The organism is Dactylosporangium sp. CS-047395 (assembly GCF_050942185.1).
Taxonomy (GTDB): domain Bacteria; phylum Actinomycetota; class Actinomycetes; order Mycobacteriales; family Micromonosporaceae; genus Dactylosporangium.
On the sequence record NZ_CP192015.1, the window covers coordinates 3,572,087 to 3,587,133 of the forward strand.

At 73.5% G+C, this 15,047-nt stretch carries 15 protein-coding genes and 6 tRNA genes; 12 read left to right on the forward strand and 9 right to left on the reverse strand.

What is annotated here, in order from left to right:
* The first annotated feature begins 47 nt into the window (after window positions 1-47).
* Window positions 48-1,973: an ABC transporter ATP-binding protein gene (locus ACQP00_RS16730; RefSeq protein ID WP_433219988.1), complete on the forward strand. Its 1,926-nt coding sequence runs from the start codon at window positions 48-50 to the stop codon at window positions 1,971-1,973.
* Window positions 1,974-2,025: 52 nt separating this feature from the next.
* On the opposite strand, the gene ACQP00_RS16735 is transcribed toward ACQP00_RS16730, so the two are convergent.
* Window positions 2,026-2,961 carry a LysR family transcriptional regulator gene (locus ACQP00_RS16735; RefSeq protein ID WP_433219990.1) on the reverse strand — a complete coding sequence of 312 codons (936 nt, stop codon included), beginning with the start codon at window positions 2,959-2,961 and terminating at the stop codon, window positions 2,026-2,028.
* 76 nt (window positions 2,962-3,037) lie between these two features.
* On the opposite strand from ACQP00_RS16735, the gene ACQP00_RS16740 reads away from it, so the two are divergent.
* Both ACQP00_RS16740 and ACQP00_RS16745 read left to right on the forward strand, forming a co-directional pair.
* Entirely contained in the window at window positions 3,038-3,778 is a 741-nt protein-coding gene (locus tag ACQP00_RS16740) for a hypothetical protein (RefSeq protein ID WP_433219992.1), read from the forward strand.
* Between the two features lie 33 nt (window positions 3,779-3,811).
* Window positions 3,812-4,774 carry an AraC family transcriptional regulator gene (locus tag ACQP00_RS16745; protein ID WP_433219994.1) on the forward strand — a complete coding sequence of 321 codons (963 nt, stop codon included), beginning with the start codon at window positions 3,812-3,814 and terminating at the stop codon, window positions 4,772-4,774.
* On the opposite strand, the gene ACQP00_RS16750 is transcribed toward ACQP00_RS16745, so the two are convergent.
* The 3 genes from ACQP00_RS16750 to ACQP00_RS16760 form a co-directional block, all read right to left on the reverse strand.
* Complete coding sequence (locus ACQP00_RS16750; protein WP_433219996.1) at window positions 4,763-5,407, reverse strand: ABC-2 transporter permease; 645 nt, start codon at window positions 5,405-5,407, stop codon at window positions 4,763-4,765. The genes ACQP00_RS16745 and ACQP00_RS16750 overlap by 12 nt on opposite strands.
* 112 nt (window positions 5,408-5,519) lie before the next feature.
* On the reverse strand, window positions 5,520-6,425 hold the full coding sequence (locus ACQP00_RS16755) for an ABC transporter ATP-binding protein (protein ID WP_433219998.1): 906 nt from the start codon (window positions 6,423-6,425) through the stop codon (window positions 5,520-5,522).
* A gap of 53 nt (window positions 6,426-6,478) precedes the next feature.
* The gene (locus ACQP00_RS16760) at window positions 6,479-6,874 is read right to left on the reverse strand and encodes a GntR family transcriptional regulator (RefSeq protein ID WP_433220000.1); all 396 of its coding nucleotides are present in this window, start codon (window positions 6,872-6,874) and stop codon (window positions 6,479-6,481) included.
* A 109-nt stretch (window positions 6,875-6,983) separates the two neighbouring features.
* On the opposite strand from ACQP00_RS16760, the gene ACQP00_RS16765 reads away from it, so the two are divergent.
* Both ACQP00_RS16765 and ACQP00_RS16770 read left to right on the forward strand, forming a co-directional pair.
* Window positions 6,984-7,478 carry a SigE family RNA polymerase sigma factor gene (locus tag ACQP00_RS16765; RefSeq protein WP_433220002.1) on the forward strand — a complete coding sequence of 165 codons (495 nt, stop codon included), beginning with the start codon at window positions 6,984-6,986 and terminating at the stop codon, window positions 7,476-7,478.
* Window positions 7,475-8,101, forward strand: a complete 627-nt coding sequence (locus ACQP00_RS16770; protein WP_433220004.1) for a hypothetical protein — start codon at window positions 7,475-7,477, stop codon at window positions 8,099-8,101. Before ACQP00_RS16765 ends, ACQP00_RS16770 begins: the two co-directional genes overlap by 4 nt.
* 811 nt (window positions 8,102-8,912) lie before the next feature.
* Here ACQP00_RS16770 and ACQP00_RS16775 read toward each other — a convergent pair.
* The 3 genes from ACQP00_RS16775 to ACQP00_RS16785 all read right to left on the reverse strand — a co-directional run bounded on the left by ACQP00_RS16775 (window position 8,913) and on the right by ACQP00_RS16785 (window position 12,179).
* Entirely contained in the window at window positions 8,913-10,316 is a 1,404-nt protein-coding gene (locus ACQP00_RS16775; protein WP_433220006.1) for a hypothetical protein, read from the reverse strand.
* 97 nt (window positions 10,317-10,413) lie between these two features.
* Window positions 10,414-11,079 (reverse strand): response regulator, encoded by a 666-nt coding sequence (locus ACQP00_RS16780; RefSeq protein WP_433220008.1) that lies wholly within the window; start codon window positions 11,077-11,079, stop codon window positions 10,414-10,416.
* Window positions 11,076-12,179 (reverse strand): sensor histidine kinase, encoded by a 1,104-nt coding sequence (locus ACQP00_RS16785; protein ID WP_433220010.1) that lies wholly within the window; start codon window positions 12,177-12,179, stop codon window positions 11,076-11,078. Before ACQP00_RS16785 ends, ACQP00_RS16780 begins: the two co-directional genes overlap by 4 nt.
* Before the next feature lie 288 nt (window positions 12,180-12,467).
* On the opposite strand from ACQP00_RS16785, the gene ACQP00_RS16790 reads away from it, so the two are divergent.
* The 6 genes from ACQP00_RS16790 (at window position 12,468) to ACQP00_RS16815 (ending at window position 13,019) form a co-directional block, all read left to right on the forward strand.
* A tRNA-Trp gene (locus tag ACQP00_RS16790) sits at window positions 12,468-12,540 on the forward strand.
* A gap of 46 nt (window positions 12,541-12,586) precedes the next feature.
* Window positions 12,587-12,661, forward strand: a tRNA-Glu gene (locus tag ACQP00_RS16795).
* A 1-nt stretch (window position 12,662) separates the two neighbouring features.
* Window positions 12,663-12,734: transfer RNA gene (locus ACQP00_RS16800), tRNA-Gly, on the forward strand.
* A 9-nt stretch (window positions 12,735-12,743) separates the two neighbouring features.
* Window positions 12,744-12,817: transfer RNA gene (locus ACQP00_RS16805), tRNA-Gln, on the forward strand.
* Between the two features lie 19 nt (window positions 12,818-12,836).
* A tRNA-Thr gene (locus tag ACQP00_RS16810) sits at window positions 12,837-12,908 on the forward strand.
* A gap of 38 nt (window positions 12,909-12,946) precedes the next feature.
* Window positions 12,947-13,019: transfer RNA gene (locus ACQP00_RS16815), tRNA-Leu, on the forward strand.
* 23 nt (window positions 13,020-13,042) lie between these two features.
* Here ACQP00_RS16815 and ACQP00_RS16820 read toward each other — a convergent pair.
* Window positions 13,043-13,432, reverse strand: coding sequence for a PPOX class F420-dependent oxidoreductase (locus tag ACQP00_RS16820; RefSeq protein ID WP_433220012.1), 390 nt, complete (start codon window positions 13,430-13,432; stop codon window positions 13,043-13,045).
* A gap of 52 nt (window positions 13,433-13,484) precedes the next feature.
* On the reverse strand, window positions 13,485-13,877 hold the full coding sequence (locus ACQP00_RS16825) for a pilus assembly protein CpaE (RefSeq protein WP_433220014.1): 393 nt from the start codon (window positions 13,875-13,877) through the stop codon (window positions 13,485-13,487).
* Between the two features lie 27 nt (window positions 13,878-13,904).
* Between ACQP00_RS16825 and ACQP00_RS16830 the strand changes: the two genes are divergently transcribed.
* Window positions 13,905-14,627 (forward strand): NAD-dependent epimerase/dehydratase family protein, encoded by a 723-nt coding sequence (locus tag ACQP00_RS16830; protein ID WP_433220016.1) that lies wholly within the window; start codon window positions 13,905-13,907, stop codon window positions 14,625-14,627.
* The last annotated feature ends 420 nt before the right edge of the window (window positions 14,628-15,047 follow it).

Consider the following 15,047-nt stretch of genomic DNA (forward strand, 5'->3'; position numbering starts at 1 on the left):
TACCGGCATCAGGCATCGTCGGATGTCGAAGCGGACGGAGGCCCACCGTGACCGAAACCCGTGACCGAACCGTGCCGCAGCAGGCGAAAGCACCGCGGCCGGCCGACTCGGTGCTGCCCGAACTGCGCGAGATGTGGTGGGAGAGCGGGGTGCGCGCCCGGGCCGAGGCCGGCACCTGGGCGGTCTTCGCCGAGCTGCCGAAACTGCTCTCCGCGGCGGTACGCCTCAGCTGGCGCGCCGACAAGGCCCGGACCCTGCTCGTCGGCGTGGCCACCGTCGGCTCCGGGGTCCTCGCCTCCTTCGGGCTGCTGGCGACCCGGCAGGTCCTCGTCGAGCTGTTCGCGGGCGGGCCCACCCCGGACCGGGTGACCGCCGCCCTGCCCGCCCTCGCCGCGCTCGCCGCCGTCACCGGGCTGCGGGCCACCCTCGGCATCGCCAGCGGCTACGCGCAGAACGGGCTCACCCCGCGGGTCGACCGGGAGGTGGAGCGCTCGCTGTTCGAGGTCACCACGGCGGTACGGCTCGATGCCTTCGACGCCGACGCGTTCGCCGACGACATGGAACGGGCCTCGCGCGGCACCGACTCCGCGGTCGGGCTGGTGCAGGGCGCGATGAACCTGCTCGCCGGGCTCGCGGGGCTGCTGGCCGTGGCGGCCGCGGTGCTCGTGGTCCACCCGCTGCTGCTGCTCGCGCTGCTGGTCGCCACGGTGCCGAACGCGTGGGCGTCGCTGCGGGCCGGGCACCAGCGGTACCGGACGTTCATCGCGGGCTCGGTGCGCCGCCGGCGGCTGTGGCTGCTGCACCGGCTCATGGCCGAGCGCGACTCCGCGACCGAACTGCGCTCCTACGGGCTGCGCAGGTTCCTGCTGGACCAGTACGACCGGGTGATGGGCGCCGAGACCGACATCCAGCTCGCCCTGGCCCGGCGGGTCACCACGACCACCAGCGTCGGATCGGTCATCGGCGGCCTGGCCACCGTCGGGGTGTACACCCTGCTGGGCCTGCTCCTGCTGCGCGGGCAGATCCCGATCGCGGCCGCCGCCACCTGCGTCATCGCGGTGCAGGCGGCGCAGCGCTCGCTGACCACGGTGACGCTGCAGATCGACCGGATCTACACCGACGGGCGGCACTTCGGCGACTACACCGGGTTCATGCAGCGGGCCGCGCAGTACCTGCCGGACGGCGCCGACACCACCGAGCGGAGCCGGCCGGACGCGCTGCGGACGCTCGAGGTGCGCGGGGTGTGTCTGGCCTACCCGGATCGCGACACGCCGGCCGTCGACGACGTGTCGCTGCGGGTGTACGCCGGGCAGACCGTCGCGTTCGTCGGCGAGAACGGCTCCGGCAAGACGACGCTGGCCTCGATGATCGCCGGGCTGCGCACGCCGGACGCCGGCACGATCGAGTGGAACGGCCGCCCGCTGTCCGCGTGGGACCCGGACGCGCTGCAGGCCCGCATGGCCGTCGTCACGCAGGAGTACCACAAGTGGCCGTTCACCGCCGCCACGAACATCGCGATCGGCGACGCCGCCGCCGAACCGTCGCAGCCGCGCATCGAGTCCGCGGCCGCCCGGGCCGCCGCCCACGAGATGATCGTCGAACTGCCGCACGGGTACGAGACGCTGCTCGACCGCACGTTCGCCAACGGCCAGGACCTCTCCGGCGGGCAGTGGCAGCGCATCACCGCCGCCCGCGGCTTCCTGCGCACCGCCGACCTGCTCATCATGGACGAGCCGTCCTCGGCCCTCGACCCGCGCGCCGAGGACGCGCTGTTCCAGGCGATCCGCGACCGGCAGGGCCGGCTCACCACGCTGCTCATCACCCACCGGCTGGCCAACGTCCGGCACGCCGACCGGATCTACGTGCTGCACCACGGCCGGATCGTCGAGCAGGGCACCCACGACGAGCTCATCGAGCGGGCCGGCCGCTACAGCGAGCTGTTCCGCCTGCAGGCCGCCGGGTACCTCGCCTGAACGTCCACACCGGACACTCCGGACACCCCGAACACTGCGGACACTGCGGACATCAGGGGCAGAGCTCCAGGACGCGGCGCCGGGCCGCGATCGGCCTGGCCGTGTGCACCAGCGCCTCCCGGACCGCCTCGACCGCCGGGGCGCCCGCCGCGGAGGCCCGGGCGGCGGTGAACACGGTGCGCTGCACCCGCTCCTCGCGCAGCCGCCGGGCGGTCAGCTGCGGCACGCCGGTGGCCAGCAGCGCCGGCAGCAGCGTCACCGCCCGGCCCGAGGAGACCAGCGCGGCCAGGATCAGGCCGTCGTCGGTACGGTGCCGGATGTCGGGCGCGAACCCGCCCAGCCGGTTGCACACGTTGCGGATGACCGCGTCCAGCCCGGTGCCGGGATGCCCGGACGCCCACGGCGAGCCGGCGCAGGCGGCCAGCCGCGCCGGCCCGCGCACCGGCAGCCCCGGATGCGCCGGGTGCAGGGCCAGCAGCACGTCCTCGCGCAGCAGGTCCCGCCGGTCGACGTCGCGGTGCCGCCCGACCGGCACCGCCTCGTACTCGATGCCGACGACCACGTCGACCGCCCGCGACCGCAGCTCGTCCAGGGCCGGGGCGGTCTCGCGCTGGATGACGTCGACCTCCAGCCCGGGCGCGGTCGTGCCGAGCCGGGCCAGTACCCCGGGCAGCAGCGCCAGGGCCATCGACTGCACGAGCGTGAGCCGCAGCCGCCCGCGCGGGCCACCGCCGAGGTGCGCGAGCTCGGTGCGCACCGACTCGTCGGCGGCCAGCGCCTCGGCGGCGTGCTCGGCGAGTCGCCAGCCGGCCGCCGTCAGCTCGACGTTGCGCCCGGCCCGGCGCAGCAGCGGCGCCCCCGCCTCCCGTTCGAGCTCGGCCAGCTGCACCGAGACCGACGACGGGCTGTAGGACAACGCCTCCGCGACCGCCGCGACCGTGCCCCGCCGGGACAGCTCGTGCAGCAGCCGCAACCGTCGCAGCTCCATCGTTCGGATTCTTCCACGCTTTCCCGTCGAAAACGTGCGCTTGTCCCCACGAATGGGTCAGGACGAACCTAAGACCATGGCTCTGGTACCCGTACTGCTCGCACCGTTCCTGATGGCCCTCGCCACGCTCGCCGAGCGCCGCCTCGGCCCGTCCGCCGCCGGCTGGGTGGCCGCGCTGCCGGTCAGCCTCGCGGTCGCCGTCACGGCCGTCGGGCTGCGGGCCGGTCCGGGCGCGGCGAGCGCGATGGCGTACTCCGCCGCCGGGCACGTGCCGGCCCAGGTCGGATTCGCGGTGGTCTTCGCCCTGGCGCTGGCCCGCCGGGGGCTGATCGCCGGGCTTGCCGCCGGTACCGGCGCGTATTTTGTCCTGGCTTGGATGCCGGCCGTCGTCGGCCTCGCGCTGGCCGTGCCCGCCCTGGTCCTGGCACCGCGGCTGATCCCGGCCGGCCCCCGCGAACCCGGCCGGTCCGGCGGTGCGCTGCTCACCTGCGCGGCCAGCGGCGCCGTCGTCGCCGCCGCGATCGGGGCCGCCGCGGTCGCCGGGCCCGTCGCCGCCGGAGCCGTGGCCGCGTTCCCGGCGATGAGCGCCACCCTCGCCGTCGCGGTCGCCCGAACGGCCGGAATCCGCGCCGCCGGGCACGCCCTGGCCGGGCTCGTCCGCTCGCTGCCCTGCTACGGAACATTCGCCCTGGTCACCGCCCTGGCCGCCGGTCACGTGGGTCCGGCCGCGGCGCTCGTGGCGCTGCCGGCCGCGCTCGCCGCCGGGTGGCTCACGTGGCGCGGTGTTCCCGCGCGGGCAACGATTACGGCACCATGAATCCAACGGGGTCACCGTGACGGGAGGTCGGCGTTGGCAGGTCCGGGGTACTTCGAGGTCCGCACCCGTGACCGGGAGGTGGCCGCCGACGCGCTGCAACGCGTCGCCGCGCACCGGCCCCGGATGCGCTTCGCCGACCCCGAGGCGGTCACGGTGTCGCTGCGCAACGCCAACTTCGACGGCCTCGGCGCCGACCTGATGCGCTTCGGCGGGCTGCACTACGGTGCCGCCGTCGACCCGATGGACTTCCTGCTCGCCGGATTCATCGTCGATGGCCGCGGCGCCGTGCAGGCCCGCGACACGAGCAGCGAGATCCCGCGGCACGGCGGTTTCCTGTACCCGACCGGCATCCCCTTCGCCGCCGAGTACGAGGAGGCCACGCTGGCCACCGTCCGCATCCCGCTCCCGGTGATCGCCCAGGTGGCCGAGGCGGCGACCGGCCTGCCCGCCGCCGACCTGCGCTTCGAGGCCGTCACCCCGGTGTCGGAGTCGATGCGGCGCTACTGGGCGGCGACCGCCGTACACCTGACCCGGCACCTGGCGGCGCCGGACGCGAACCTGCCCCCGCTGCTGCTCGACCAGCTGCGCCGCCTGGCCGCCGCGTCGCTGCTGTCGGTGTTCCCGAACACCACGATGACCGCCACGCGCCTGCCGGATCCCGGCCGCGTCCCGCCCGCCGCGGTGCGCCGCGCCATCGCCTTCATGGACGCCCACGCCGACGAGCCCCTGACCGCCGCCACCATCGCCGCCGCGGCCGGCATCGGCGTGCGCGGATTACAGGTCGCGTTCCGCCGGCACCTGGACCAGACGCCGCTGGAGTACCTGCGCCGCATCCGCCTGGACCGCGTCCACCGCGAACTGCAGGCCGCCGAACCGGGGGAGGGCGCCACGGTCAAGGCGATCGCGCGCCGCTGGGGCTTCGCCAACCCCGGCCGCTTCACCGCCGAGTACCGCAACGTCTACGGCAACCTGCCGAGCCGCACGCTACGCACGTGAGGCGGTGACCCGGCGCGGCTGCCCGCGCCGCCGGTCGGCCGCCTGCGCCACCGCCGCCGACCCGGCCAGCAGCGCGATCCCGGCGGCGGCGATGAACGGCAGCCAGTCGCCGATCGAGGCGATCGTCACGTGCGTCTTGTACACGATGCCGACCACGGCGACCATCGGCAGCGCCGTGCCCAGCACGCTCGACCGGGTGTACCCGAACCGGATCAGCAGCGGAAACTGCAGGGCGACATTCACCGCGAACACCGCCCACGACAGCACCACGGCATCCGCGAGCGTCCCGGCCCCGAGCGCCACCCCCTGCACCCGGGCGAGCACCACCGCGAGCACCGTCCCGGCCCCCGCGATGGCCAGATACAGCCCGACCGCCCACGCATAGTGCCCGGCCACCACGGCCCGCCGCGGCACCGGCAGCACCGCGTACAATGTCTCCAGCCCAGCCTTGTCGGCCACGTTGAACGGCATCCCCGCATACTGCGCCGTGAACAGCAGCACCAGCGCGGGCACGAACACCGCCGGCTTGTTCGCGAAGATCAGCACGCCAACCCCGAACAACAACAAGGCCTGCATCTTGTACGGCATGATCGTCCGCAGATCCAGCACCGCGATCCTGGCAACGCCGTTCATACGCCCCTCCCACTGCTCGCGGCGGTGACCCGCGCGACGGCTCTCATGCGGCGCCTCCCGTGGACGCGGACGTGGTCCGCGCTCGAGGCGGGCGGGCGCCGTTCGACGGCTTTCATGCGGCGGCGCTTCCGGTGGGCGCGGACGTGGTCCGTGCCCGGGTCGGGCGGGCGCCGATGTGCACGGCGATGTCGTCCAGGGTCGGCGCCTCGACGAGGACGTGGCCGCCGAGCCGGTCCGCCTCCTCCGCCGGGACGAGCGCCTGCGCGCCGGTCGGGGTGCGCCGCACGCCGATCAGGTGCACGCCCGTGCCGTCGAGGTCGTCGGGGCCGCCGCGGACCACCCGGTACGCGGCCAGCACGTCGTCCTTCGTCCCGGTCCGCACGATCCGCCCGCCGTGGATGAGGGTCACGTAGTCGCCGATGCGGTCCAGGTCGGCGGTGATGTGCGTGGAGAACAGCACGCTGTGCCCCTCGTCCAGCAGGAACTCGCCGATGATCCCGGTCAGCTCGTCCCGGGCGACCGGGTCCAGCCCGCTGGTCGGCTCGTCGAACACCAGCAGCCGGGCCCCGTGCGACAGCGCCACGGCGATCATGAGCTTCACCGACATGCCGCGCGACAGCTCCCGCACCTTCGCCCGCAGGTCGAGCCCGAACTCGTCGAGCAACTGCCGGTACCGGTGCGGATCCCAGCGGTCGTAGAACGGCCGCAGCGCCCGCTCGGCCTCGCTGAGCCGCCAGTCGCCGACCAGGAACGCGTGGTCGAGCACCACGCCGACGTCCTGGCGCAACGCCACCGGCCCGGGCACCGGCCGCCCGAGCAGCTCGATCGCGCCGGAGCCGATCGGGCGCATGCCGAGCAGGCAGTGGATCGCGGTCGTCTTGCCGGCCCCGTTGGCGCCGATCAGCCCCATGACGTACCCGGTCGGCAGCTCGAAGCTCAGGTCCCGCAGCGCGAAGCCGTTGCCGACCGCCTGCGTGCCGACCCCGCGCAGCGCGAAGGCCAGATCCTCATCGCTCACTGCGGACCTCCTCCTCGGGCGTGCCGACCCCGCGCAGCGCGAACGCCAGATCCTCATCGCTCACTGGGGACCTCCTCCTCCGCGGCCAGCAGGCCGTCCAGCAGGTGGATGAGCTCGTCCCGGCCGAGCCCGGCGCGGCGCGCGGCGTCCAGGGCGGCCTGCAGCCCGTCCTCGACCTGGCGCAGCAGCTGCTCGCGGACCAGCGCGGTGTCCAGGGGCAGCACGTAGGCGCCCTTGCCGGGGACGGTCGCGATGTACCCGGCGTTCGCCAGTTCCGCGTACGCCCGGGTCGTGGTGATGACACTGATCCGCAGGTCGCGCGCGAGCGCCCGGACCGACGGCAGGACCTCGCCCTCGGACAGTTCACCGGTCAGGATGGCCATCCCGACCTGTTCCTTGATCTGCTCGTAGAGCGGTACGCCCGCACTGTTGGACAACACCACCCGCACGACGGCCCTCCATCCGGTGCCCGACTGTACATGGACACTATAGACAGCAAGGACGGCGGCACCGCAAGACCCGTGTAAAGGAATCGGGGCGCCCATGCGTAAGGCAGGTGTGGAACGTGAACGGAAGGACTTCGCGGACTTCTACGCGCGGTCCAGGGACTCGTGCCTGCGCGCCGTGCTCGCCACCGAGGGCGACCGGGTGCTGGCCGAGGACCTGGTCGCCGAGGCGTTCGCGCGGGCCTGGGCGTCCTGGACCAAGGTGAGCCGGCATCCGGTCCCCGCGGCATGGGTGGTGCGCACCGCCCTCAACCTGCGGGTGTCATGGTGGCGGCGGCTGCGGCGCGAGGTCGCCCTGGACGGCCACGACCGGCCCCAGCCCGCCGAGGAGGCCGCCGGCATCGACGGGGCCCTGCTAGCCGCGATCCGGCGACTGCCGCCGCGCCAGCGCGAGGTGCTCGTGCTGCGCATCTGGCTCGACCTGGACACGGCCGTCGTGGGCGAGGTGCTCGGCATCTCGCCCGGCACCGTCGCCGTGCATCTGTCCCGTGCCATCGCAACCCTGCGGGCGAGCGCGCCCGTGGCCCGGATTGGGAATCGACCATGACAGACGACGAGGTGTTGGACGCGGTGAAGAAGACTCTGGCCGACGTACAGATGGACCGGCCGATCGAGACCATCGAACAGCGCGGGCGGACCCGCCGGCGCAACCGTGGCCTGCTGGGCGTAGCCGCCGGCGCCGGCCTGGCCGCGCTGGCCGCGGTCGCGGTGGCCGTGCCCCTGCTCGGCGGCGACCCGGCCGCCCCCACGCAGACCGCCCCCGAGACCGGCGGCGCAGCGGAGGCCCCGGCCCTGGAGCCGGCGGCCTTCGCGGTGACCAAGCAGGCGGACGGCTCGGTCGAGCTGGTCCTGGACTACAAAAAAATCCTGAACCCGGACGCCCTGCAGAAGGCCCTCTCCGACGCCGGCATCCCCGCCGTCGTCAAGGCCGGCGTCCTGTGCACCCCCCAGGCCAAGGAACTCCCCGGCGCCGACACCGTCTTCCGCGTCAAGCGAGTCGAGGAGGCCGGCGAGTCCCGCTACGACCTGATCATCAACCCGGCGAAAATGCCGAAGGACAGCGTCGTGTACTTCAGCGTCTTCGCCGTCCACAAGGGCGAGAACTACGCAAAGGCGGCCCAGTACCTGGTCACGAAGGACGCAGCCATGAACTGCCGCGCCATCGTCTGAACTCCCACCGCACCGCGGGCCGTGCCCTTCCAGGGCCCGGCCCGCGCTTCGTCTCAGTCAAGGCTGCGCTTCGGCGTTTCCCACCGCATGACGAGCTCGGTGCGCCCCTTCTCCGTGCGCCGGGTCGTCCAGGCCGCCTTGGGCTTGCGAACGGTGCTTTCGATCGACATGAGATGCTCCTTTGGCCTGCGTTCCGTAAGTTGCTCTCAGTCTGCCGTTCACCTCCGGTTCAACTCATTCACCCAATTGACACCTGCCCCGTGAGCCCGGCCACACCCACCGCTCCCGCCCGTTCCCGCCCGCGTCGCCCGTTCCCGCTCCCGTTCCGCCCGCGCCCGCCGCGCCCGCCGCGCCCGCTCCCGCTCCCGCTCCCGCTTCCGCCCGCGCCCGCTTCTGCCCGCTCCAGCCGCGCCCGGCGACCGCCCTGCCGTCCACAGCTCGTCCCGATCGCGTTTTCCACGAGCCGCGCGAACGGTCCACTGCGGACGCGACGACGGCGAACGGCCCAAGTCCGCCCGCCGCCGTCCCTCAACCGCCCGCCGCTCGCAGTGCCCGTCCGCCGTCCGCTGTGCCCGTCCGTCGTGGCCGCCCGCTGTCCGCTGTGCCAGTCCGTCGTGACCGCCCGCTGTCCGCTGTGCCCGTCCGTCGTGGCCGCCCGCCGTGCCCGGCTGCCGTCGCCGTCCGCCGTGCCCGCCCGCCGTGCCCGCCCGCCGTGCCCGCCCGCCGTGCCCGCCCGCCGTGCCCGCCCGCCGTCGCCGTCCGCCGTGCCCGCCCGCTGCCCGCCCGCCGCTGGGCCCGATCGCCGGCCGGGTCAGGCTGGCTGCAGGGCCGGGGCCGGGGCCGGGGCCGGTGAACGTCGGGCCGCTACCGTGCCCAGCGCCAAGGTCGCCAGCACCACCGCCGCCAGGAACCCGCGGTCCAGCGCGCCCGATGCCTGCCCGATCAGCCCGAACGTCGTGTGCGCTGCCAGTGCGCCCGTGCACGCCGCGATCACGTGCGCTCTGGTCCAACCGGCGGCGGCGGACCAGCGGCTCATGACGTACACCAGCGAAATCACGACGATTGTCGCGCCCAGCATCGGCAGCAGCGCCCACGCACCCCGCGTGAAGAGCGGCTGATGCGCCCCACCGAACGGCCAGACCAGGACGAAGAACGCCAGCGCACCGACCCCGGTCACCAGCCCCACCACCAGCGGTCGCGGCGGCACCAGCGCCGACCGCAGCCGCAGTGCCGTCGCCGGCCGCAGGTGCACCCGCAGCGCCACCACCGCCAGCAGCAGCGCGACCGCGGCGAAGACCAGCGCGGGCGCCAGTGGCATGGTGTAGCCGGGGTCCTGCGACGGCGGCACGCTCACCCGCACCACGAACGCGCCGAACGCCGCGATGAGCCCCGTCGCGATGAGCCCGCCCCGCCGCAGGTACGGCCGGGTCCCGTGGGCCGGGAAGCACAGCTCGACCAGCACCACCGGGATCGTGACGCTGAAGACCGCGTGGTACACCAGGTTCAGCAGCGCATAGTCCGTGTTCAGGCCGAACAGCCGCGGCGCCCACTCGGCCGCGTGGTACAGGTTGGGGCTGGTCAAGCTCTGCAGCACGATCCCCTCCTCGACCACCCCGTAGGCGACGCCCATGAGCAGCAGGTTCGCGTAGCCGCCGCCGGTGCGCCGGACGAGTTCGCGCACGAGGAGCGCGCCGCCGCCGTACATCGGCGTGAACACCAGCAGCGCCCACTCCTGCCGCAGCGGGATCGTGCCCAGGGTCAGCTCGGCGACGACCGGCGCGGCCAGCACCAGCAGCCACGCGGCCCGGCGGTTGCGCGGCCGCTCGTCGACCACGGCGGGGAACGCGGAGCGCACCACCGGGCGGTTCACGGCCACGATCAACACCGCCAACAGCCCCAGTTGTACCCCCTGCAGCCCCCGCAGCCACGCCGGGTTCTGCGAGGTCAGGAACACGAACGCCACCGCCACGAACCCCGCCGCGGAGGCGATGCGCACCCGCCGGTGGGCGGTGGCCACCCCGCGCAGTAACCGGGGCGCGAGCCAGACGTAGAGCCCGGCCAGCGCCAGGACCATCGCGGAGCGGGTCCAGGTGGTGGCGGTCAGGCCGCCCGGGTGGAACACGAGCGTGAGCACGGCAATGGTGACGCTCACCGTCAGGCTGGCGATGAGCAGCCCGACCACCACGCGGATGGCGTTGCGCTGCTGGGTTGTCATGCCATCGACGCTATGGAATCCGGACGGCGAGCACCTCGGCCCGCAGACCGGTCTCTTTTCTCAGTCTTTTGGCCGAGGACGGCGGGACCGCAACACCTTAGGCTGACGGCCGAGGTTTCACGAGCCCGAGGTCATACGCCAGCACGACCGCCTGCACCCGGTCGCGGACGCCGAGCTTGCGCAGGATCGCGGACACGTGGGTCTTGACCGTCGCCTCGGTCACGACCAGCTGGGTCGCGATCTCCGCGTTGGCCGCGCCCCGCGCCAGCAGCCCGAGCACCTCCCGCTCCCGCTCGGTCAGCTGCGCGAGCGCCCCGACCGGCGCCGGGGGAGTGGTGTCGGTGGCCACGAACCGGTCCAGCAGCCGCCGGGTCGCGGTCGGGGCCAGCAGCGCCTCGCCGCGCGCCACGACCCGGATCGCCTCGACGAGCTCGGCCGGGCGCACGTCCTTGAGCAGGAACCCGCTCGCCCCTGCCCGCAGCGCCGCGTACAGCGTCTCGTCGAGGTCGTACGTCGTGAGGATGATGACCCGCGGCCGCTCCCCGGCCGCCGTCAGCCGGGCCGTCGCCGTGACCCCGTCCGTGCCCGGCATCCGCACGTCCATGAGCACCACGTCCGGGTCGGTGGCCCCGGCCAGGCGCACCGCCTCCGCGCCGTCCCCGGCCTCGCCGACCACCTCGAGGTCGTCGCGCGCCTCGATGATCATCCGGAAGCCGGAGCGGACCAGCGCCTGGTCGTCCGCGATGAGCACCCTGATCGTCACGCGTGTCCTCCCGTACCCTCGTCGATCGGCAGCCGCGCCGACACCTCGAACCCGCCGCCCGGATGCGGCCCGGCGGCGAACGCCCCGCCGAGCAGCGCCGCCCGTTCCCGCATGCCCGCCAGGCCCTGCCCGCTCCCGCGGTTCGCCGACGGCACCGTCCCGCCGTTGCCGTCGTCGCGCACCCGCACCTCCACCGCCCCGTCCCCGACCCGCACGGTGACCGTCGCCGACGACCCGCGGGCGTGCCGCAGCGCGTTGGTGAGGGCCTCCTGCACGATGCGGTACGCCCCCAGCTGCACCGCCATCGGCACCTCGCCCTCGCCCTCCCGCAGCACCTCGACCGGCAGCCCGGCCGCGCTCACCGTCCGCCCCAGCTCGGCCACGTCGTCCAGCGTCGGCTGCGGCCCGCTCTCGCCGTTCTGGTCGTCGCGCACAGTACGCAGGAACCATCGCAGTTCCGCCAACGCCTGCCGTCCCGCCTCCTCCGTGCGGCGCAGGGCCTCCCGGGCCTTGCCGGGGTTCACCTCGAAGATGTCGTCGGCCGCAGCCGCCTGGACCACCATGACCGACACGGTGTGCGAGAGCACGTCGTGCAACTCCCGCGCGATCCGGGCCCGCTCCTCCAGCGCCGCCTGCCGCCGCTCCGCCACCCGCCGCGCCCCGCGCGCCCGGGCCTGCGCGCCCCAGCTCCACGCGAGCAGGCACGCCACCAGCCACAGCCCGGCCGGCAACCAGCGCTGCTGCGCCAGCGGCGGCCCGCACACCGCGACCACGGCGAGGGCGAGCATCCACAGCGACTCCCCGGCCGGTCGCAGCCACGCGAACGTGCACAGCACCACGAACGCCACGCCCGGCCCGAACGCCGGCACCAGCACCTGAAACCCGGCGCTGACGGCGAGCACGATCGCGGTCCCGGCCCGCGGTCGCACGTCAAGAACCCAGAGCCCCGCCGCTTGTACCGCGATGAGCCCGCACGCCACCGCCCGCACCCACAGCGGCCCGTCGAAGACCAGCACCGGCACCGACACCACGACGGAGCCCACGACGAGCAGGCGCTTCCACCGCGGTGCCAGCCGCACCGTGTACCCGTCGCCGCCCATGTCGTCGACCTTACGCAGTTAATGCGTTGCCCGCGCCCCGGCCCCGCGCGTACCGTTGGTGTCACAAGCGAAACGGGCGAGCCCCGACGGAAGCCCCCAGCGAAAGGCCAGAACGATGACGACGACGTGGACCACGACCGGGACCCGGCTACAGCCGGCGCTCGGCGGTGCGCTCGTCGCCCTGGCCGAGTGGCTGGAGCGCGGACGGTGGCAAGGGTAAGGCCTCGACAGGCCCCCTCCAGCCGCCCGCCCCGCTCAGGGACCCGGGCGGTTTGCTGTATCTGCCCTAGGGGTGTAGCTCAACTGGCTGAGCGTCGGTCTCCAAAACCGAAGGTTGCAGGTTCGAGTCCTGTCACCCCTGCGCACGCGTGTTCGTTGACAACTCCACAGCGGATGGATCGTTTGATGGCGGGTTCGGCCAGCGGTCAGGCCGCCGCGTTCTCAGCGCGGAAACAGGGGTTCGACTCCCCTACTCGCTACCAGGCCATCGAGGTGTTCCAGGCTACATACTTGGCTTCCACCCAAGCGTAACGGGTTCGAGTCCCGTCGATGGCTCAGATTCGTTCCGGGGTACGGCGCCGGCGTCCGTGGCCGCGCTCTGAACGCGGCACCCGCAGGTTCGACTCCTGCCCCCGGAGCTCCACAGTGGATGGACCTGCCAATGCAGCACGAGTGGTGGTGCACCGGATTCGTAACCCGGAGGAGGGAGTTCGACTCTCCCCGTTGGCCCGGTGGGGCGGCAGCTCCATGCACCAGCAACACACCCTGCCCGGGTGGCCCAATGGAAGAGGCCGTCGGCTCAGACCCGGCGTACTGGGGGTTCGACTCCCTCCCCGGGTACCGGATCCATCCACTGTGGAGTTTCAGCGGCCGGTGATGTGCTCCGGCTCGATGGTGAGCAGGAGGCGGACCTGGTCGCGGCCGCCGTACCACGGGTACGGGCCGCCCAGGTAGCGCTGGGCCAGGACCTCGATGTGCTCGGCGGCGCCCTCCTCGGTGACGGCGGCGACGCGGCCGCGGACCTGGAAGTAGCGGCTCGTCTCGTCGGGGTCGCCGATCGCGACGGCGACGCGGGTGTCGCGCTCGATGTTGCGGACCTTCTGGTGGCCGCGGACAGTGTTGATGAGGACGTGCTTGCCGTCGGTGTCGGCCCAGGTCTGGGTGATCTGCGGCGAGCCGTCGGGCATGAGAGTGGTCAGGTAGCAGAGACTGTTGCGCTCGAGCAGGTCGCGCAGGCCATCGGGAAGATCCACGTGGCGAAGGCTATCGCACGCACACGCACGCGGCGAAAGGGACATGTCCGAATTATCCGAGCAGCACCCGCAGCAGGGCGAGGGCGTACGCGTCCTCCGGGGTGGCGCCGAACGAGTCGGGGCGGTCGGCGACGCGCACCCGCCAGCCGTCGCCGGAGCGGTCCAGGGCGTGGAAGGCGTTGCCCAGCAGCGCGCGCAGCTGGTGCTCGTGCGGCAACCAGATCGCCTCGTCGCGCTCGATGTCGTCCAGGGCCCACTCGGTGGTGCCGTTGAAACCGATCACCGTCTCGCCGCCGGGCAGGTCGTGCACCTGGATGATCATGTCGCTGAGCACGAAGGCCTGGTCGTCGAGGCCCCGGTCCGGGATGGCGAACCGGTCGCCGGGGGCGGGGCGCCAGGCCAGGCCGGCTTCGCGCAGTTCGGTGGCGAGTTCGATGCTTATCACCGTTCCATGGTGCCGTAGGGTCGGGCGATGATCGTGATCACGGGGGCCGCGGGCGGCGTGGCGGGCCGGCTGCGCCTGGATGGGGAGCTTCGGCGTACCGATATCATCGAAGGACCGGGGATCGTCGCGGGTGACCTCGCCGATCCGGGGTTCGCGCGCGCGGTGATCGCCGGCGCCGACGCGGTCGTGCACCTCGCGGGCCAGGCCGATCCCAGCACGCCCTGGCCGGGGCTGCGGGTGCCGAACGCCGACGTCACCGCCAACGTCCTCGACGCCGCGGTCGCCGCCGGGGTGCGCCGGGTCGTGCTCGCCTCGTCGCTGCACGCGATGGCGGGCCACATCGACGCCGGCCGCGACTTCGTGCCGGAGGACCTTCCGCCGTACGCCTGCTGCCCCTACGGCGCCGGCAAGGTCCTCGGCGAGCAGCTGGCCCGCTGCTACGCCGACGTGTGGGGCCTGTCCACCGTCTGCCTGCGGCTGGGCGGCGTGGCGGAGCGACCGCTCGGGGCGAGCTGGCGCGGCGGCTGGCTGAGCCCGGGTGACCTCAACCGCCTCGTCGCCGCGGCGCTCGCGGCCGACGTGCGCTTCGGGGTGTACCACGGAATCTCCGCCAACACCCCGCGCGTCTACGGCTGCACGCTGCCCGGCTACCACCCCGTCGACGACTCGGCCGCGTTCGCCGATCTCCCGGACGACCTGACACCACCGGCGGCGGACCGGCCGCGTTGGGGGATCGCGCACCGCAGCTGACGACGCTCCGGCGGCGCTCCGAAAGCGATGGCGTTGCGAAAGTGATGGCGTTGCGAAAGTGATGGCGTTGCGAAAGTGATGGCGCTGCGAAAGTGATGGCGCTGCGAAAGTGATGGCGCTGCGAAAGTGATGGCGCTGCGAAAGTGATGGCGTTGTGAGAGCCGGGGCCGCTCCGGTGCGCGTCCGTGTTGACGGTGCGCGGCGGCGCTGCGAAAGCGATGGCGCTGCAAAGCGACGGCGCTGCAAAGCGACGGCGACGCGAAAGCCGGGCCGCTCCGTGCGCGCCCATGTCGACGACGTGCGGCGGCGCTGCGAGCGCGACGGTGCTGCGAAGCCGGGGCCGCTCCGGTGCGCGCGCCCGTGTTGACGACGAGCGCCGGTGCGCGCCCGTATTGGCGACGCGCGGTGGGATTTCGAACG

Excerpts from the sequence above, each read along its gene's own strand:
- ACQP00_RS16735 (WP_433219990.1), bottom strand. The coding sequence starts at position 2,961 with ATGGAGCTGCGACGGTTGCGGCTGCTGCACGAGCTGTCCCGGCGGGGC.
- ACQP00_RS16740 (WP_433219992.1), top strand. The coding sequence starts at position 3,038 with ATGGCTCTGGTACCCGTACTGCTCGCACCGTTCCTGATGGCCCTCGCC.
- ACQP00_RS16770 (WP_433220004.1), top strand. The coding sequence starts at position 7,475 with ATGACAGACGACGAGGTGTTGGACGCGGTGAAGAAGACTCTGGCCGAC.
- ACQP00_RS16830 (WP_433220016.1), top strand. The coding sequence starts at position 13,905 with ATGATCGTGATCACGGGGGCCGCGGGCGGCGTGGCGGGCCGGCTGCGC.
- ACQP00_RS16785 (WP_433220010.1), bottom strand. The coding sequence starts at position 12,179 with ATGGGCGGCGACGGGTACACGGTGCGGCTGGCACCGCGGTGGAAGCGC.
- ACQP00_RS16775 (WP_433220006.1), bottom strand. The coding sequence starts at position 10,316 with ATGACAACCCAGCAGCGCAACGCCATCCGCGTGGTGGTCGGGCTGCTC.
- ACQP00_RS16750 (WP_433219996.1), bottom strand. The coding sequence starts at position 5,407 with ATGAACGGCGTTGCCAGGATCGCGGTGCTGGATCTGCGGACGATCATG.